Origin of the sequence: Neorhizobium sp. DAR64862/K0K3 (assembly GCF_050500185.1) — a bacterium.
GTDB lineage: Bacteria > Pseudomonadota > Alphaproteobacteria > Rhizobiales > Rhizobiaceae > Neorhizobium > Neorhizobium soli.
This window is the reverse complement of record NZ_CP191450.1, coordinates 781,577-799,769: the sequence shown is the minus strand read 5'-3', so window position 1 is coordinate 799,769 and position 18,193 is coordinate 781,577. Positions and strand designations below refer to the sequence as shown.

Annotated in this window: 19 protein-coding genes; 11 read left to right on the top strand and 8 right to left on the bottom strand. The window is 60.3% G+C overall.

Translation table 11 applies throughout. The annotated features are described in order from the left end of the window. Nucleotides 1-46 precede the first annotated feature (46 nt). Nucleotides 47-628: an NAD(P)H-dependent oxidoreductase gene (locus ACQY1L_RS20495; RefSeq protein WP_430245941.1), complete on the bottom strand. Its 582-nt coding sequence runs from the start codon at nt 626-628 to the stop codon at nt 47-49. A gap of 154 nt (nt 629-782) precedes the next feature. Here ACQY1L_RS20495 and ACQY1L_RS20490 point away from each other — a divergent pair, with 154 nt between their 5' ends. Beyond that, nucleotides 783-1,121 carry a hypothetical protein gene (locus tag ACQY1L_RS20490; protein WP_342344782.1) on the top strand — a complete coding sequence of 113 codons (339 nt, stop codon included), beginning with the start codon at nt 783-785 and terminating at the stop codon, nt 1,119-1,121. An 18-nt stretch (nt 1,122-1,139) separates the two neighbouring features. Further along, entirely contained in the window at nt 1,140-1,457 is a 318-nt protein-coding gene (locus ACQY1L_RS20485) for an FCD domain-containing protein (protein ID WP_244508836.1), read from the top strand. Nucleotides 1,458-1,766: 309 nt separating this feature from the next. Here ACQY1L_RS20485 and ACQY1L_RS20480 read toward each other — a convergent pair whose 3' ends face one another. Both ACQY1L_RS20480 and ACQY1L_RS20475 read right to left on the bottom strand, forming a co-directional pair. Beyond that, nucleotides 1,767-2,390, bottom strand: a complete 624-nt coding sequence (locus tag ACQY1L_RS20480) for an exopolysaccharide biosynthesis protein (protein ID WP_430245939.1) — start codon at nt 2,388-2,390, stop codon at nt 1,767-1,769. Further along, nucleotides 2,387-2,701 carry a hypothetical protein gene (locus tag ACQY1L_RS20475; protein WP_430245937.1) on the bottom strand — a complete coding sequence of 105 codons (315 nt, stop codon included), beginning with the start codon at nt 2,699-2,701 and terminating at the stop codon, nt 2,387-2,389. Before ACQY1L_RS20475 ends, ACQY1L_RS20480 begins: the two co-directional genes overlap by 4 nt. Before the next feature lie 202 nt (nt 2,702-2,903). Between ACQY1L_RS20475 and ACQY1L_RS20470 the strand changes: the two genes are divergently transcribed. Together ACQY1L_RS20470 and ACQY1L_RS20465 are read left to right on the top strand one after the other, a co-directional pair. Then, nucleotides 2,904-3,287, top strand: a complete 384-nt coding sequence (locus ACQY1L_RS20470) for a hypothetical protein (RefSeq protein ID WP_430245935.1) — start codon at nt 2,904-2,906, stop codon at nt 3,285-3,287. Nucleotides 3,288-3,569: 282 nt separating this feature from the next. Further along, complete coding sequence (locus ACQY1L_RS20465; protein WP_430262037.1) at nt 3,570-3,992, top strand: ABC transporter permease; 423 nt, start codon at nt 3,570-3,572, stop codon at nt 3,990-3,992. On the opposite strand, the gene ACQY1L_RS20460 is transcribed toward ACQY1L_RS20465, so the two are convergent. The 3 genes from ACQY1L_RS20460 to ACQY1L_RS20450 form a co-directional block, all read right to left on the bottom strand. After that, complete coding sequence (locus ACQY1L_RS20460; protein WP_430245930.1) at nt 3,973-5,109, bottom strand: patatin-like phospholipase family protein; 1,137 nt, start codon at nt 5,107-5,109, stop codon at nt 3,973-3,975. The two genes, ACQY1L_RS20465 and ACQY1L_RS20460, sit on opposite strands and share 20 nt — an antisense overlap. Before the next feature lie 138 nt (nt 5,110-5,247). Then, nucleotides 5,248-5,376 (bottom strand): BA14K family protein, encoded by a 129-nt coding sequence (locus ACQY1L_RS20455; RefSeq protein ID WP_430245997.1) that lies wholly within the window; start codon nt 5,374-5,376, stop codon nt 5,248-5,250. 911 nt (nt 5,377-6,287) lie between these two features. Next, a complete protein-coding gene (locus tag ACQY1L_RS20450) occupies nt 6,288-6,689 on the bottom strand; it encodes a hypothetical protein (RefSeq protein WP_430245928.1) in 402 nt (133 codons plus the stop codon). A gap of 419 nt (nt 6,690-7,108) precedes the next feature. Here ACQY1L_RS20450 and ACQY1L_RS20445 point away from each other — a divergent pair, with 419 nt between their 5' ends. The 7 genes from ACQY1L_RS20445 (at nt 7,109) to ACQY1L_RS20415 (ending at nt 13,839) form a co-directional block, all read left to right on the top strand. Next, nucleotides 7,109-7,744, top strand: coding sequence for a TetR/AcrR family transcriptional regulator (locus tag ACQY1L_RS20445; RefSeq protein WP_174197842.1), 636 nt, complete (start codon nt 7,109-7,111; stop codon nt 7,742-7,744). A gap of 41 nt (nt 7,745-7,785) precedes the next feature. Next, entirely contained in the window at nt 7,786-8,637 is an 852-nt protein-coding gene (locus ACQY1L_RS20440; protein WP_430245925.1) for a metallophosphoesterase, read from the top strand. Nucleotides 8,638-8,666: 29 nt separating this feature from the next. Beyond that, on the top strand, nt 8,667-9,965 hold the full coding sequence (locus tag ACQY1L_RS20435; RefSeq protein WP_430245922.1) for an ABC transporter substrate-binding protein: 1,299 nt from the start codon (nt 8,667-8,669) through the stop codon (nt 9,963-9,965). Between the two features lie 89 nt (nt 9,966-10,054). Then, nucleotides 10,055-10,774, top strand: a complete 720-nt coding sequence (locus ACQY1L_RS20430) for a tyrosine-protein phosphatase (protein ID WP_430245920.1) — start codon at nt 10,055-10,057, stop codon at nt 10,772-10,774. A gap of 75 nt (nt 10,775-10,849) precedes the next feature. Beyond that, nucleotides 10,850-11,770: a carbohydrate ABC transporter permease gene (locus ACQY1L_RS20425; protein ID WP_174197838.1), complete on the top strand. Its 921-nt coding sequence runs from the start codon at nt 10,850-10,852 to the stop codon at nt 11,768-11,770. Further along, nucleotides 11,760-12,632, top strand: a complete 873-nt coding sequence (locus ACQY1L_RS20420) for a carbohydrate ABC transporter permease (protein ID WP_113167712.1) — start codon at nt 11,760-11,762, stop codon at nt 12,630-12,632. Before ACQY1L_RS20425 ends, ACQY1L_RS20420 begins: the two co-directional genes overlap by 11 nt. An 85-nt stretch (nt 12,633-12,717) precedes the next feature. After that, complete coding sequence (locus ACQY1L_RS20415; RefSeq protein WP_430245916.1) at nt 12,718-13,839, top strand: ABC transporter ATP-binding protein; 1,122 nt, start codon at nt 12,718-12,720, stop codon at nt 13,837-13,839. 210 nt (nt 13,840-14,049) lie between these two features. Here ACQY1L_RS20415 and treS read toward each other — a convergent pair whose 3' ends face one another. Further along, nucleotides 14,050-16,116 carry a maltose alpha-D-glucosyltransferase gene (treS, locus tag ACQY1L_RS20410; RefSeq protein WP_430245913.1) on the bottom strand — a complete coding sequence of 689 codons (2,067 nt, stop codon included), beginning with the start codon at nt 16,114-16,116 and terminating at the stop codon, nt 14,050-14,052. Nucleotides 16,117-16,540: 424 nt separating this feature from the next. Then, complete coding sequence (locus ACQY1L_RS20405) at nt 16,541-18,193, bottom strand: dihydroxyacetone kinase subunit DhaK (RefSeq protein ID WP_430245911.1); 1,653 nt, start codon at nt 18,191-18,193, stop codon at nt 16,541-16,543.

Sequence of the window (18,193 nt, the reverse complement as noted above, 5' to 3'; positions counted from 1 at the left end):
AAGTCGAGGTGACGGCGGCCACGGTGGTCTGACCGGCTGCGTTCTCTCAGAAGTTTTCCATCTCGCGGCGGACCTTGACTATAAAGGCGGAGCGGGTTTGTTCGGTGCAGTTGTTCATGTCGTAGTGGGCGAGATATCTGACTGGGGCGCCGATCTTGATCTGGGCGCGGATGACGCGCTTGACGATCTTTTTCGGCGGATTGCCGGCGAGGAAGGCGCGCATCGGGGTGGCGCCGTAGGTCATGACGGCTGCGAGCTTCCTGATGTGGCGCAGCGTCGGAGTCAGTTTGCCATCCACGAGGTCAAAGGAGACGCCCGGTAGCGAGACGCGGTCGAAATAGCCCTTCAGCATGGCGGGAAAACCGAAATTCCAGACGGGGGAGACGATGACAAGTGCTTCCGCCTTCCTCAGGCGCTCGACATAGGGCTGAACGAGGGAGAGATTGTCGGGAATGTCGTGATAGACGCGGCGGTCATGGGCGGAGAGGACAGGATCGAAACCCTCCTCGTAGAGATTGCAGCCGTCTACCTCGTGGCCGGCATTTTCCAGGCTCTCGCAGGTGAGCTTGTAGAGCGCCCGGCCGAAGCTTTCTTCGAGGGGATGGGAGTGGAGGACGAGTACGCGCATGTCAAAGCTCCAAGTCGTTGCCCGCCGCATCAGCGGTCGGGGTTCCAGTTCGAAAACTTCCGCGCCGTTTGTCCCCGCATCCTGATCCCTTGGCTCCTAATTTATGAGCCGATCTTAGCCAAAGCGGCTTGGTTGGTCGAAAGGGAATGAAGAAATGCTGGTAACAGAACCAGGATATGCCGAGCCGGAGCTGACACTTGCCGATCGAACCTATGTTCGGCTGCGCGAAGAGATCATCACCACGCAACTGCCTCCCGGCACGTTGCTGCGTGAGGCCGAGCTGATGGAGAGTCTTGAAAGCGGCAGGACCCTGTCCGGGAGGCCCTGCAACGATTACAGCACGACGGGTTCGTGGTCGTCGGCGCTCGCCGGGGCACGTTTGTCAGCAAGGTCGATATTACCGATCTCACCGCAGTCTATGAGGCACGGGCACGCATTGAATCCTACGCCACCCGGCTGGCAGCAGAACGTCTGCGCGAATATGAGCGCGTAGAGGCCCTAGCGCTGGTCGATGAGTTGCAGCGCACGGAAGGTCCGATGGGAGCTGAGCGACATCCTCGCTCTTGACCGCCGGGTGCACCGTTTCATCTATCGGGCGGCGAAAAATCCATATCTTCTCACGACACTCGAGCACTATCACAACCTGTCCCTGCGAATACTCTACGTCGCAATGAAACGCTTCCCCGTTCTCGTGCCACGCCTGGAGGACGTTCTGCGCGAGCAGATCGCAATGCTCCAAGCCGTCTGCGCCGGCCATGGCGAGGATGCCGAAAAGCCGTCGATGAACCACGTCCTGAGTTTCGAGGTCGAAGTGCGCAAGATCATATGATGGGAAGGGAGAGAGGAATCACCATGTGAATTCATCCACAGCAAAAGATTCCGGTTGAACGGCGTATCAACGATTTGCGCCGGTTTCACATGGTGTTTTGGGTTCAGATCCGTTCAGGCAATACATCAGCTTGTCGAGTGTCTGCGATCCTTGTCTCACCGGACAGTCGAGTTTGAACGGCTTTGCATCCTGGACGCCTTCGAAGTTGCAGTCACGGATATCTGGGTGGACTGCGAGAAATGTGGCTGACGTCTGCTCCATTCTTTCAGCCCCCATGACGTTCGCACTTCATGTCCGGGAGGGCGAACGTCAAAGCCACGGGATGGCGCCAGCCGCCATGTAAAGGAGCGCTCCCGTGATGCCGAGCGCGATGGCCGTCATACTAAGCCCGACAAGAACCACGAGCCCGTCGCGCTCGATCAGACCGATGGCGATCGCACAGAGTGCCGCAACGGGGGCAAGGTTTCCAAACGGGATTGGCAGAGCGACGGCGACTGCAAGGCAGAAGACCGGAAGCGCAAGCAGGTAGGGCATGCGTGGTCCGGCAAATGCCTTCATCCGAACCGGCCGGACAAATTGTTCGATCCGTCGGACCAACGGCGATGCATACCGCTCCAACGCTTCGAATGCCTTTGCCGATATGCGTCGATTGGCTAGCAGCGACGGAAGCCATAGGGATTCCAGTCCGATCGCGAATTTAAGCGAAACGATTGCGAGCGCGGAGCCGAATATCATCCCGAAAGGACCGGGGATCGGGATCAGCGCCGGCAGTGCCAGAAGAAGCATAACGAAACCGAAGCCGGACCTCCCTATGAGCTCGAGAGCGTCGGCAATCGTCAGGCCGTCCCGGGTGCGTGCGTTTGCTACAAGATGTGACAAGGTCTTGGACGCTGTGCCGGTATCGTGCTCGCCGTCGGGCCCTGCCAGGGTCAACCTTCCGCCTCGCGCGTATTTTTCGTGCTGATCAGTGCGCGCAACGCGCCGCAGCTCGGATCGGCACCGTCAAACACCCGTTCAGGTGACATCCACCCAATTGAGATGCCGATCGCTGTAGCCGTCGCCCAGCCCGGCTCATTGCCGGCCTTGTCGATGAGGCGTGGAACCTCGATAGCGAGGCATTGGCGCGACTGCTGCACAAGCTCTACCGGCGCGTTAGCGTTATCGAGATGTTGCCGCATCTCGGCATGCAGCGGATCGATAACGAATAGCGTAAAAATCCATCCGGCAATGTCTGCGATCATCATCCTGGTCCCGTGTCTTACGGCATCTGTCGGTATGGGGTCCGACATCGTGAAAGCGCCGAAGACTTTCACCAGAGGGGCCCGGACCAGCGGGTCGAACATGATTTGGGAAGAGGAGTGGGAGTGTTCAAGGCTGTGGGGCCTTGACGGCGCAAGTCGGCCTGGTCGATCACACTGCAATCGCGTGAACAGAAAGCAATGCTGCATGCCATATTACCTCGTCACCCAGACGTCGCTCGTGGAGGGTGCGGATGAAGTTGAAGCCGCTCGGAAAGTCCTCGCGAAGTTGAAGTCGGATTCCGCCGTGAGATTCACCGTGAAACACGATGAAGAGACTATCCGGCAGGTGACGGTTGCCAACGTCCCTGCATGGGGAGCCGCGCAACCGACTGCGCAAGATCCCCGATCATCCCCGAAACGGATCCAAGACATCGTGGCTGAGGCCTCAGCCGTCAATCCAGCCGATGCAAATCTCTCCAAGCGGCCTGTCCTGTCAGCCAGGAGTGTTATTCTAGGATTGAGCCTGTTTGCAGGCGGCGTAACAGCGGGGCTGGTCATCATGGCTTTATTTGATCGCACTCATGGATGAGCCAAGGGAAACTTCCAGAAGACAGTTGAGAAGAGCTGCTACTGTTCCTTGAGGGGATCGTTCGGACTGGAAGCGTCACCGCCGCAGCCGTTGAATTAGCCATGCCCCACAGCGATTTCAGCAGGCAGCTTTTGGCAGCTGCAAGCATGGTTAGGCATCCTGCCCTTCGTAGAAAATCGCAGAGGGATGATTTCGACAGCCGATGTCGGTCGCCTTGCGGAAGTGCTCGGTGGTGCTTTGACGGGATTCACGATGCGTTGGAAGTGACTGTCGCTGTTCCTCGTGTCGCTGGCGGTCTTTTTCATCACGGAGTTGTTGCCCGGCGATACCTCACAAGAACTGCTTGGCCAGGCCGTGACGACGGAAGCCGCAGCCCAGCTTCGCGAAACGCTCGGTCTCGATCGTCCGGCAATCCTGCGTTATTTCGAGTGGATTTTTGGGCTGCTGACCGGTGATCTCGGTTACTCGCATGTCTCTGACCGGCCGGTTGCCAACCTCGTCGCCGAACGCCTGCCGAACTCGCTCACACTCGCTGCCATCACCATGGCGATCACCATTCCGCTGGCGCTCGGTCTCGGTAGCGTCGCCGCCATCTGGAGAGGTTCAATTTTCGACCGGGCGATCTCGTCAGCTGCGATCATGCTCGTGTCGCCAAACGAGACAGCTATCTTGCACCGGAAAGGGCTTAGGGTACGCCGGGAGTGAAAATAGGCTTTTGTCGCCATATCCGGCCCTGTTCCATGCGATCGTAACCGATCTTGAACACCGCCCTCATGTACACATTGCCGAAGGGTTGACTGAAATTGTAGGGGACAGGGGCGTCAATGACTGCCATGTGGAAGTTTACTCCGGTACGCCTGCAATACTCGTAGGCCGCGTAGAGAGACTGCCGTGTCTGAGATTTAACCAAGCTTGCGTAAGCCCGCGTCACTACGGGTACGGTCGAATTGGACGTGACAGAAAACTCAGGCATCAGTGTATTGTTGATTAAGAAATACATGTCCGCCCCGCGAATGACCGCGGGCAACGAGACATTCGTATCCGACAACATCGCTTCGGGAACAGTCACGATCTGGGAAGACGGGGCTCCATCTGAATGAAGCTCGGAAATCGTTCGACCATCGATCGTAGCAATGATCTTTACCGCTGGAAAAGCGCCGGGAATACTGGCAGATGCCACCAATACATTGCGGAACAGATTAAGCGCATCCGGGCGCGAGCTGGCGGCAATCGCGCCCATGTCCCAGAGCATGCCGCGCTGAGTATCGAGATTGGTTGTCAGGACAAAAAGATCTCTGCCTTTTCGGTATTCCACCGCAATTCGGTCGAGTACTTCTTGCGTTACGTGTTGCTCGACCATGTTCATTAAAGGCTTCTGGTAGTATAGGCTCTCGCCGAGAAGCCCAGAAATAATTGGTCTGCGTTGGAGCAGATCTTCAGCGACTCCACTCGTGTATAGATGCTCCAGCGTATCGTCGTAGTCAGGGCCGAGAAACGCAAACGGGGCGATGAGTGCTCCCGTGCTGACGCCACTGACAACGTCGAATATTGGACGGTCGCCGCGTTGCGACCACGCTTTGAGAGCGCCCACAGAGAACGCACCGCCAGCGCCGCCGCCAGAAATTGCCAGATATTTATGCCGCAATGGAGATGGTGTCCGCGGTACTCTTTTCTTGGCAAATAGTCCGACTTCGCCGTCCAAAGGCGTGCGCACATTTGCAAATCCGGGAATCTCGGCGCCACGCGCATCGTCTCGAGAGTAAGGCTCTCTTGCCGATGTACAGCCGAACAAACCCAGAGCGATGATGAGGCTGCTAAGCACGCCTCTTAAGCGGAACGTTGGCAGCGGTATCAAAGCCGCACGGAAGGGTGACGCCAATTTTGCAGGCCTTGATTAGCGCTTCAACGTTATCCTGATCACGAAAGCTCTTCGCGATCAGGACGGCTCTCACACTACGCGTTAGCTGTAGGGTGACATGCAATGCGCGCGTATTCCTGGTCGCGGAACATAGCTGTTGTCAGATGCGACATAGGATCGGTAACGCTTCGCGCACCAAGCGAAATGTTCCGGTGGCAAATCCTGACGCATGCGGTGGCCAGGTGGTCTGTATCCTGGTGGTGGCGGCTCGTAACCCGGAGGTGGAGGTGGCGGACCATCATCCTGCGCGGCGATCGCTCCGCCAACCATCGAGCCGGCCGCAAACGCCGACAGTGGGTACCACCATCCATCGGGGCCACGACGTAACCCGCCTCTCGGCTCAGGTTCGCCGCGATAGCCGTTCAAAAAACCGGGCCCATTCTGCGCGACAATGATGGATTTGGGGGCCTCATTAACAGGCGGGAAGAATTGTGCCCAGGCCGGCGAGGCGATGACGACGGACACTGACAGAAGTGCAATCGATAATTTATTCATTGTTGTTCTCTCGTTAACGCGAGAACCAAAGTCGGCACACTATGGCAAAAATCGAGCGATTACTGTGTGATAGCGTCTTATTTACTCTGCTTTACTGAAGTCGTAATTATCTTAACAACAGATTAGACAACTCGGGGAATAAGCGCTCTGGTGCAGGTCTTGACCGGCTAGGACGAGTTCGGCGCCGCGGTGCAACTCGCCTATCTTACCCGCGGACAGTTGCCGCGACGTGTCCGCGTTCTGATGGATTTTGTCGTCGAGGCTTTTTTGAATGAAAACGCTTTGGGCCAAAACAGGGCCTTGCTCAAAAGCCGTGTTCCCTTGGGACCATAGCGCCATGATCTATCAAACACGGCCTAAGCCGTGCATGTCTACATCGGAAATGGGCTTGAGCTAGCGGCGAAGATTTGTTCAGCCCCGCGTCTGGCACTGCTGGCTCATTGAGCAGATATGTCCGCTTCCGTGGTACCGTCGCTAGGAGCGGACTGCCCCCGCACGGCCCTATATCGGTCGTTCTCCATACGACAAGCCGACGTTCTCTGTTGAGCAGTTTCATCGCGTTAGTTCTAGTATAACAGAGTCGGAGGTTAGAACCGTTCAAGGTAGCCGATTTTACAGGTCGCGGCGCAATTACGCCCTGAAACCAATAAAACTTGTAAATCCTCCCACTCGGGAAACTCTACTAAAAGCTCCTCGGCATGATCGCTGAGGAGCTTTCGCGTTCTGGGCTGATTGCCAAGGTTACCCGAAAGTTGGCGCGCCAGGACATACTGGCCCACCATTATAGTCCGTCCCGCTGATCGCCTCGTGTGAGTAGGTTCGAGCAGACGCCAGCCGCGGGTCTTGCTAAAGTCCTGACAAAGTTCGATCTGCTGCTCGATCCGCACATCTGTATGGTCCGAGGGATTGCGCGCATAGATAGGAGTATTTTTGGCCTCTTTTGGGATCATGACGTCCGTTTCGACGAGCACGAGGAGGTGAATGGTCACTACATCATTGAGGTGACAGCTTCGACGCGGCTGGCGTTAACGTCGTTGTACGAAGTGATGGCCTGTTTTCCTGCCCTCCTACCGGTACAGCTACTTCGCTTAGCGTGTTCCGGTTCTTCACCGCGTTCATTACGTACCTGCGGAAGGTCCGCCGCTTTGGCGACGCACGTATATCCGGTCTCGAGTGACCTCATTTCACTGAAAGCCCCAACCGGCTTGGCGTGTTGCGACAAACCTCATCGCTTCTCTGGCGCGGTCGCCGGTAGCCCCTTTCAGGAGACGGGCGTTCTCGCGGGCCTGCCCGACCCGATTTGCGCGAGAGGCGTGGTCTCCGCGCCAGCCTTCTCCTTGACCTTCACTCGGATGTCACAGAGTTTGCGCTACGCAACCGTATGATAGTGAGCCATACGCGAGAGAAATTGCGCACTGCGTGCGAGCAACTGCTGTCGGCTGCTCGGCACCCCGATGACGTGACGGTGCGGACGATTACCTGTCGGGCTGGCACCAATGTGGCGGCGGTCAACTATCATTTTGGAACCCTTCAGCACCTTATTTTTTCGGCTGCCGAGCGCGTCTATCTCCGCCTCAATGCGGAGCGCCTGGCATTGCTTCAGGCTGCGGTTCAACGGGCCGATCCGGCACCTGCCTGCGCCGGCGATCTTATCGCAGCGCTTGTCGGGCCATCCATCCGCTGGAGCCTCGATCCCCATTCCAGTTACGGGGTGCTGCGTCATCTGACGACGCTTGCACAATCCAGCGACGACCCGGAAATATTCCGGCCGATGGTCGAGGATATCGAGCATCACCGCCAGTTCGTCCCGCACTTCAGAAAAATCGCGCCATGGCTGAGCGAGGTCGATGTCGGATTCCGCATCTCGTGCCTTCTCGGGGTGCGCACGCAGATGACGAGAAGCCGCGGCCGCACCGACGAACTGACGGACCACCAGCTCGATCTTGGCAATGCCAGCAGCATCATTGCCCTCGTTGTTGCAGCAACGGAGCCGATGTTTACCACGCCGATTTCAAACAGCGTTTCAAAGCCGTCATCCCGCTGAGACGGGAAGCGCCTAGACAGGCTCCAACGCAGGAGCTCTCCATGGTCGAAACGACGTTCATCCACATCACCGATCTGCATGTCGGCAATCCTTCCGTCGCCGATAGCCATCTGTTCAGCGATACCTCGGCGACGCTTTCGCGCGTTCTCGCGCTGATCGGATCGATGGATCAGAAGCCGCAGTTCATTATCGCCAGCGGCGATCTCACCAATCGCGGCGATGTCGAGAGCTACCGCCAGCTGCGGTCGCTGATGGCCGCCACCGACGTGCCGGTCGTCTACGCGATCGGCAATCACGACACGCGCGCCGGGTTCTACAAAGGCATGCTTGACCGAACCAGCGATCTCGATGCCCCCTATGACCACGACCAGGTTATCGGCGGCATCCATATCGTCACGCTCGACACCACGACCCCCGGCGAGATCGGCGGCAGCCTGACGCCGGCGCAATTCGCCTGGCTCGCTCAGGCGCTCGACCGGCACGGCGATCTGCCCAAGCTGATCGTTGCCCACCATGCCCCGGTGCTGGGCGACGCTGTTCCGTGGGACCACTGGCGCACGATCGAGTTCAGCCAAAGCCAGCAGCTGGCCGGCGTGCTCAAGGGCCGCAACATCCTCGCGATCCTCTCCGGCCATATCCATCACGACCGGTTCTCCTCATGGCATGGCATCCCCGTCATCGTCGGCATGGGCCAGCATGCGGCGACCGATATCCTGACGACAGACATCCTGCGCATGGTCGAAGGCGCCTCCTTCGGGATCGGCACCATTCGTACCTCGGGCCTGACCATGGCGCTCGTTCCCCTGCCGCAGACCCGCAACGAACTCAAGCGCTACGACCTGTCCCTGCTGCGCCATAAGCAGGATGCGGCCATGGCGGGCGCCACCGAATGACCAACTTCTCCCAACAGGAGCTTCCCGCGATGAGAAAACGCACCTTCCTCGGCCTTGCGGTCGCCGCAGTCCTCGGTGCCGCCCTAACAACCGGCGCCGCGCATGCCGAGATGGCTGCCGAGATCACCAAGCCGGTGACCATCACCTTCTACAACTACAACCTCGCCACGGCGAGCGCCGGTGCCGACGCCACCCGCGAGATGATCGCCAAGTTCGAGCAGGAACACCCGCTGATCAAGGTGAAGACTGTCGGAGTTCCCTCCAACGACATCATCACGCGCCTGCAGGCCGATATGGCCGCCGGCATGCAGCCCGACGTTGCCCAGCTGGTGTTTCGCGACCTCATCTATCTTGCCTCCGATCTGGGTGCACAGCCGCTCGAGGACCTGGCCGGGGCCAAGGGCTACGCTGCCCTTACCGACGGACTGATCCCGCGTGGCGTCGACCTCGGCAAGATCAACGGCAAGACCTATGGGCTTGCCTATACGTTCTCGACGCCGATCCTCTACTACAACGCTGATCTCTTCCGCAAAGCCGGCCTCGATCCCGAGACGCCACCCAAGACCTGGGCCGAGGTGAAGACGGCAGCCGAAGCCATCGTCGCCAAGACCGGCGTGGACGGCTTCTTTCCCGGCGCCTATGGCCCGACAGACGGCACCTTCGTCTATCAGGCGATCCTGATGTCGAATGGCGGCAAGGTCCGCGATGGCAACACGCTGACCTTCGCCGACAAGAATGGCATTGAAGCGGTGCAGATGCTGCGCGACATGGTCGACAGCGGCGCCCATGCCCGCCTCGACCCGGCCAATCCGCAGGAGGCTTTTGCCGCCGGCCGGCTGGGCATGTATCTCTACACCAGCGCCCTGCAGAACTCCCTGTCCAAATCCGCCGACGGCAAGTGGGAACTGCGCGTAACCGGCATGCCGGCCTTCGGGACCAAGCCGACTGCGCCCACCAATTCGGGCTCGGCGCTCTATGCCTTCTCGCAGGATCCGGTCAAGCAGCGCGCCGCCTACGAGTTGATGAAGTTCCTCACCTCCGACTACGGCTACACCATCATCACCTCGAAAATCGGCTATCTGCCGCTTCGCCTCAACATCGTCGACGATCCGAAGCTGCTCGGTCCCTGGACAGCGACGCACCCGCTGATCCGTCCGAACCTCGAACAGCTGTCCCGCCTTACCCCCAATGTCGCCTTCCCCGGCCCGAACTATCGCCAGGCAGAAACGATGATGAAGGAAGCCGTCTCCGAGGCCGTGCTCGGTCCCAATGACGTGGTGAAGACCCTGACCGAGGCGCAGGTCAATGCCCAGGCGCTGATGCCCTGACCACGCGCGAGTGGGGGCGTTGCATCCGCGACGACGCGCGCCCCCACTTTTACCAAGCCGAACAGACCGAAGCACAGCAGGAGGCCGCCATGCGTCACTGGACGCTGCCCGACACCCACAACATCCGCGACCTTGGCGGCTACAATCGGCAGGCCGGCGGCACCACGCAGTGGCGCCGGATCCTGCGCGGGGAAGCGCTGCACCCGCTCAATGGCGAGAGCCTGGCGACGCTTGTCGCCGATGATCTCTCGCTCGTCATCGACCTGCGCGGGCCGCACGAGACTGCGGTCACAGACCACCCCTTCATCGGCCACGAGACGGTGTCCTACCGCAATATCGTGCTCTTCGACGCGCTGGCGCCGATCGCAATGGTGCGGCAGCCCTTCGACATGGCAGAGCGCTATTGCAGCGCGCTGGATCACTGTGGCGCGCAGTTCGCCACGGTCTTTCGCGCCATCGGGCAGGCCCGGCCGGGGATGGTGCTGTTCCACTGCACCGCCGGCAAGGACCGTACCGGCGTCGTCGCTGCCATGCTTCTGGCCACTGCCGGCGTCTCGCATGCCGACATCGTGGCAGACTATGCGCTCACCGCCTCCGCCGAGGGCCTGATCGCGCAGCTTCGCGCCCGCTCGCTTGCGGCCGGGATCGATGCCGACCATGTCGAGCGGATGCTCGCCAGCGACGCCGTGACGATGGAAGCCTTCCTTGACTGTCTCGATGCGGGGCATGGCGGGATCGCGGCCTATCTCCAACGGATCGGCCTCACGCCCGCGGAGATCGAAGCGCTGACGGACCGTCTGTGCGCGTGACACACCCGTCGCCCGAATTGCCACGACCGGACCGACGGAAAAGGCCAACGCCTTTCAAACCCACTGGAGCGTAGAATGGCCCTGGCCACACAAGCACCGACCCGCCGCAGACGGATGACCCAGTCGCGCTGGGCACCCTGGCTCTACCTGTCTCCGGCCATCATCCTGCTTGTGGTTTGGATCTACTGGCCGCTGGTCGATGCGCTGCGTCTGAGCTTCTACCAGTGGAACATGCTGCCCAATTCGCCGCAGATCTATGTCGGCTGGAACAACTACACGCGCATCTTTGCCCTGCCCAAATTCTGGCAGTCGCTGCGCAATACCGGGATCTACATTTTCGGCCTTTTGCCGCTCGCCGTGCTGATCCCGCTGGCGATCGCCATCTATACGCATGACCTTCCCGAGCGCTCGCGCAACATCTACCGCGCCATCATCTTCGTGCCGATGATCATCGCGCCGGTGGTGGCCGCCGCCGTCTGGCGCTGGCTGCTCGATCCCGGCTACGGCCTAGTCAACCAGATGCTCCAGGGCATCGGCTTCAAGCCCGTGAAGTTCCTCTCCGATCCCAACACCGCCATCTGGACCGTCATCCTGATCACCGGCTGGAAGCTGATCGGGTTTTCGACGCTGATCCTGTCTGCCGCCAATGCCAACATCAACCCCTCCCTGGTGGAGGCCGCGCGCATGGACGGCGCCAGCAAATGGGAGATCATCCGCGACATCCGCCTGCCGCTGCTCAGTTCCACGGCCCTGTTTCTGGTCGTCATGACGATCCTGCTCGGCGCGCAGTGGAGTTTCACCTATATCAACGTGCTGACAGGCGGCGGCCCGCTCGGCTCCACCTCCAACATCTACTATCTCCTTTGGGATTTCGGCTTCTCCACCATGTCGGTGGGCTGGGGCTCGGCTGCGGCCGTCATCCTTTTCCTCGGCTTCGGCGCAGTGGCCTTTGTGCTCTTCCGCCTGATCGACAGGTATACTTTCCATGACAACTGACGTCCTGCACGCGCCCCGCCCGATGGCGCGCCCGCTTCGCCGCATCTCGGACAAATCCGGCCTCGACACCGCGGCCGGGCACGTCCTCATGGTCCTTCTGTCGATCCTGTGCCTTTTCCCGGTCTACTGGATGCTGGCCAGTTCGCTGCGTCCCGCCAATGCCATGTTCGAGACGAGCCTATGGCCGACGAGCATGTCGCTCGACAATTACCGGCAGGCTCTGGAGGCCATCCCGATCGGCCGCATGCTGGTCAACACGCTGGTCTTTTCCGTCGTCTCCACGGCCTTTCAGCTTCTGACCGGGCTTCTTGCCGCCTTCGCCTTCGCCCGCTGGACATTCGCGCTCGACAAGCTGGTGTATAGCGCCGTGGCGCTGACCTGGCTGGTACCCTTTCAGGTGGTGATGATCCCGAATTATCTGCTGATTGCCCAGATGGGTCTGCTCGATAGCATCGTGGCGCTGATCCTGCCGAACCTTGTCTCGGCGCTTGCCATCCTGCTTCTTGCCCAGGCCATGCGCAGCTTCCCCCGCGAAGTCATCGAGGCGGCGCGGATGGACGGCGCACGCAACTGGCGGATCCTCTGGGAGGTGATGGTGCCCAATCTGCGCGGCACGATCGCCTCGCTTGCCATCCTCATCTTCATCTCGACCTGGAACGAGTATTTCTGGCCACTGCTGCTCAGCCGCACGGCCGAAAACTCCGTCATCCAGATCGGCATCCAGATGTTCATGACGGCCGAGGGCAACCAGTGGGGACCACTGATGGCAGCCTCGACGCTCGCAAGCCTGCCGGTCCTCGTCATCTACGTCCTCCTGCAGCGCCAGGTCGTCCAGTCCTTCATGAAATCCGGTATCCGCTGATGCGCGGCAGACCCATTCTCGCAGGCATCGGCCGCGACACGTCCACGATTGCACACCTGCACAACCGTCGTCCGGGAGACATCTGATGGCTGATCTGACACTCTCAAACCTGAAAAAATCCTACGACGGCAAGCCGGTCCTGCATGGCGTCGACATCACCATCCCCGATGGCCATTTCGTCGTCATCGTCGGTCCATCGGGCTGCGGCAAGTCGACCCTCCTGCGTATGATCGCGGGACTGGAGGAGGTCACGTCAGGCACGATTTCCATCGGTGAAACGGTGATGAACGACATCGAGCCGGCCGATCGTGGCTGTGCCATGGTGTTCCAGAACTATGCACTCTATCCGCACATGACCGTGCGCCAGAACATCGCCTATCCGCTTCGGATCGCCAAGCTGCCGCGGGCCGAGCGCGACAGCAAGGTCGAGGCTGTGGCGAAGATCCTGAACCTGACGGAGTATCTCGACCGGCGCCCGGCGCAGCTCTCCGGCGGGCAGCGGCAACGCGTGGCCATGGGCCGCGCGATGGTGCGCGAACCCGACGTCTTTCTGTTCGACGAACCGCTGTCCAATCTCGATGCACTGCTGCGCGTCCAGATGCGCATCGAGATCAAGAAGCTGCACCGGCGCCTCAAGGCGACGTCGGTGTTCGTGACGCATGATCAGGTCGAAGCGATGACGCTTGCCGACACGCTGATCGTGATGAATGCCGGTCGCGTCGAGCAGATCGGATCGCCCGCCGAGGTCTACCGAAAGCCGGCCTCGGTCTTCGTCGCCGGGTTCATGGGGGCGCCGGCCATGAACCTTTTCCCGGCCGCCATCGGGGCCGGCGGCGCTCTCGTCATCGATGCGCCAACTGGCTGGGTCGGCATCGGCCGGACAAGCCTTGCGGAAGGAACTCCGGTCACCGTCGGGGTCAGGCCGGAAAACCTCCTGCTGAGTGAAACTGCCGGAGCCGGCCTTCCGGCGACGGTCGACTTTGTCGAGGAACTGGGTGGCTCGCGTGTCGCCTATTGCACCCTTGGCGACCGGGAGATCGCAGCGACCCTGCCACCCGGCGACCAGCAACTGGAAGGCCGGCCCGTCTGGCTGACCCTGCCGCCAGAGGCACTGCACCTCTACGACCGGACCACAGGACAACGCATCGACGTGCCGGTCCATGCCGCCAGGAGCAGCATCCCGAGCGCTTTCGAGCTGTCCATTTGATGTGACGCATGGAGGCAGCGTAATGTCGCACGCGTGGTCCTGCGATTGGTTGTTGCTCGACAGCAGGTGTAGGCGTCAGAGATCCCGTATCGTTGGATCACCGCCGGCCAAGGCGTGTAAAATCCCGTCATGTATCACGTCCGCAAGCGGGTCGTAGACCCGCAAGCGAACGCACAAGCGCGGCTATTTGCAGAGATATGCGCGTGACATTTAGAGCGTCGGGAGCGTTCCAACAACTCTGAGGGATAGACCCTCGTAGGGCTCCAGATTGATAGTCAATGCGCCATCTTCTGTAAGGTCGCCTTCGATCGACTCCGCAATCATGTCGACGACAGGTCCTGGCCTGACGTTCTGCAAGATCACGACTTCGGAGATCGCCGAGGAGCTGAAATTCAGGGCGGTCACCTGCGTGCCTCGTAGATCCGGAAGTTCGTGGACCATGATGAGCAAACCTGGGGCAGTGGTATCAGGTATCGAGACTTGTCGACTGGCCGCGATCCCATAAGCTTCCCGAACGGCCAGCAGGCGTTTGAGCTGCGAGGCAAACGAGTCCGGCTGCGCCAGCTGCTCGCTGATCGGGCCGTATAGGGCGCGGGCACGCGGCATGCCGTCGGCGGAAAACTCCTCGCCAGAGTTCTGACCCGTCAGATCATAGGCGCCGCGTTCGATCCAGCGGGTGTCGCCGTCGGCCATCAGGTGCTGCACCTGAGCCGGTGTCAATGGCAAAGCGCCGACCAGATCCCATCCGGAAAGTGCGAATACACCCGGCTGAAAAGCGTTGTACATCACCAGCAGAAGGTGAATTTTCTGGATCAGCTTTGTCGTCTCGTCATCGATGCTTTCCAGGTCGGCAATGTCGAGGGCTGCGGTAATGACGCTCGCTGTCGTGCAGGCGATGCCGTTGGTGACAAAAGGAAGGTTATAGGGGGCGTTGGGTCCCGAAAGGCGCTCGCGTATTACGTCGCGAATATGCATGCGCAGCGTACGCCCCTGCCAGGTCTGGCCGGCAAAGGTGTAAATATCATCTGCGTGCAATGTCCAGAAATGCACGAGTTCCGTCGTCAGCTCATCGTGATTCTGAAGTGCATGAATAAGCGACGCAGGGTCGATGCCAAATTCATGGACCATCCGCAGCATCATGCGCAAGAACTCGGTATTGCCTGTCAACAGCGCGTGATGATAGGCCGGGCGCGTGATAAAATCGTAGGAAAGATCCGCTCCACCCTTCGACATCGCGGCAATATCATCGATCGTCAGGTTAAGCTCCTGAAACGAAAACCCGCCGGCCTTGCGGATCATGCCAGCGAGCAGTGCGTTGCCCGTCACGGAAAGCGGATGGCTTTCCGACCATGCCGGCCCCTCCACTCGGCGCTCGACGCCGAGAAATCCATTCGCATCCAACCGCAGGCCACGGGCGCCCATCTGGTCGATCGAATGCAACGCATCGCCGATGATCATCTGTTGCGCGGCAAATGATGGATCCAGCCAGTTCAGGCTCGGCTGCCCCTCCTTGAAGTAGTGCAGGTAAACCCAGCGGCGCTCCTTGCCGTCGACGCCGGTAATCGGGCCGGTCGCACTCCAGTCCGTCTCTTTGACGCCGGGCTCGAAGAAAATGACCCGCTGGAGCTGGCCGACAATCAAGCCACGATCCCTCAGGTAGTCAACGGTATCGGCAGGCAGGTTGACCGCCTCCCGGCCCTCAGGCACGTCCGGAAGACGCTGCCATTCTTCCTCTGGAATTTCGACCATGTGGTAGAGACCAGGGTATGTCGAATGATTCATTTCGGCGAGCCGAAAATCCGGACCCTTGCCCGTGTGTGAAGGAATGACATCGTCAATGACAATGGCGTTGTGTGCCGCCGCCATGCGGCTGATGGCAACGAATTCTTCGTTCGTACCGAAAGTCGGATCGATGTCGAAGCTTATTCTGTCGAAGTTGCCGTCGATCGTCGGGCTGTAGACGCCGTCTTTCATACTGCCGGCACGTTTCATCGGCCCCGTGTGAATACCGCGTACGCCGATCGCCGAAAGGGCTGACCACAGATGTGCGTCGCCAAGGGTCTTCAGAACGGATTCGCCGGGCAACGGGATTACCGAAGGAGGATAGGCCGTCATCCATACCGATGCGATCGATGAAGCGACACGAGGCCGCGCCTCTGCATAGGGCCGCTGCCATAGGCGCGACTGCCCTCCGTATGCCTCGGCAAATGTACGTGCTTGTTGCAACATCGACAAAGCGACGAGCTCTTCGATTGATTCATTGCTTGGTAGCGTCATTAATGCCTCGAAGCCGGAGCGGGAGTACAGGGATTATTGCAGGCCGATGCAGGTAGCAAGCCTCCCGAAAAGAGCCTGCCTATTGGAAACTGCATCCTCACTTACCCCGGAGTTGTCGGTTCTACCAACAGACTTCTTGCTTTCCTCACACCCAAAGCGTCCGAACGACGATAGCGCGACATCCTCAAATCCAGGTTTCGCGGTGCCCAGTAAAGAGCGAAGCTGCCGGCACACTCACTCGGCAAACTGCGTAAGCACCGAGTCGACGGTTCCTTTGGGTTTAAGGCGGTCGAGTTTTCAGATCGCTGCGCCATCAGGCCCCCGCAAGCAAATCATCAAAAAGCACCCGTAGCTCCAAGCTGCGGGTGTTTTGCGTTGCGGCGGACCTCGCCCAGGATGGCTCCCGCCGCGCCGATCCCCGCCGTCACTCGGCGGGTTTGCCCTCCGACCGGCTCTGTCGAAGGGAAAGAAACTCGAAAAGACGCGCGACGGCCTCCGCGCCGGGGTCGATGTGACCTTCGAGCTGCCGGGCATTCAGGTAAGCCGCCCGGCCTGCGCGTGCGCTGAGATAGGTTGCGGTCAGGTTGGCGCCGGCGCGGGCTGCACTGGCCGCTGCTGCAAAACCCTTGTCATAGGCGTCCAGTGCAGGCGAGAGCGCATCGACCATGGTGCGGTCGCCGAGCTCTGCGCCGCCGATTTCCTGCATGCGGGCAAGGCCGGCTTTGAGCGCGTCGCGCATGCCAAGCCCACTCGAGGCCCCATCGCCTGCCGCGGCAAAGAAGATGGCGAGCAAGACGCCGGAAGAGCCGCCCATGGTCTGGCTGAGTTCCTGGCCCATGGCGCGAAAGAGCTGGGTGTGATCTGCAAGCGGTAGCCGATCGAGGGCCTCGATCAGGGCACGCGCGGCGCTTGCAAGGGTCGAGCCGGTGTCACCGTCGCCGGATTTGGCATCGAGCGCGTTAAGGTGTTTTTCCGCCTCGATCAGGAGCTTGCAGCACTCTGTGAGGAATTGACGGGTGGGCAGATGCTGCGAGGCAAGCGGCGCGATCGGGGTCAGTCCATCGGGCAGGGCGATGACGTTGACGGGTCGCATCGCCGTCACGCCTGGCCATGCTGCAAGGCCGACCGGCTTGGTCAGCAAGTCGAGATCGGCCTTTTCCGCCGGCAATACGGAAATCGAAAAGCCCTGCATGTCGAGCGAGGTCATCATCGCAGCAGGCCCGACGATATGCGAGAGGCGCGCGCCGATCGCCGATTGAACCAGTTCGTTGACGACCACGGCCATTTCCAGCACGGAGGTGCCGCCGAGATTGTTGACAAGTACGACATGCGGCTTGTCCTCCATGCCCGCCGCAAGCCGGTCCACCATGGCGGCCACGGCGCCGCGCACGCCGTCATACTCGATCTGCTCCACACCCGCCTCACCGTGGATGCCAAGGCCGAGTTCGGCGTGACCTTCGGGAATGCGTTTTTCCTTCGGCGAGCCCGGCACGGTACAGGTGTCGAGTGCAATGCCGATCGAGCGGGTATTGGCGATCACCCGCCGCGCAGTGTCGATGACGTCATCAAGACTTGCGCCGTTTTCCGCCATCGCACCGGCGATCTTGTGGACGAAGAGCGTGCCCGCCACACCGCGGGACTGCGGCAGATCGGGGAGCGCGATGTCATCGTCCACGATCACCATGCCGACATTCAACCCAAAGGCACGGGCGCGTTCGGCCGCAAGGCCGAAGTTCAGCCGGTCGCCTGTATAGTTCTTGACGATCAGCAGGCAACCGAGCGGGCCAGTCACCGCGAGGATTGCGGTCAGGATAGCGTCAACGCTCGGCGAAGCGAAGACATCACCACAGACGGCGGCTGTCAGCATGCCGCGTCCGACGAAACCGGCATGGGCCGGCTCATGGCCGGATCCGCCGCCCGAGACAATCGCGACCTTCGATTTGTCCCAGTCGGATCGCAACACGACGCGGATGTGCGGATAGCCGTCGAGGCGGCTCAGCGCTCCAGCCGAGGCCATGAGCATGCCATCGATCGCCTCGGTGACGGCATTTTCGCGGCTGTTGAGGAATTGAGACAT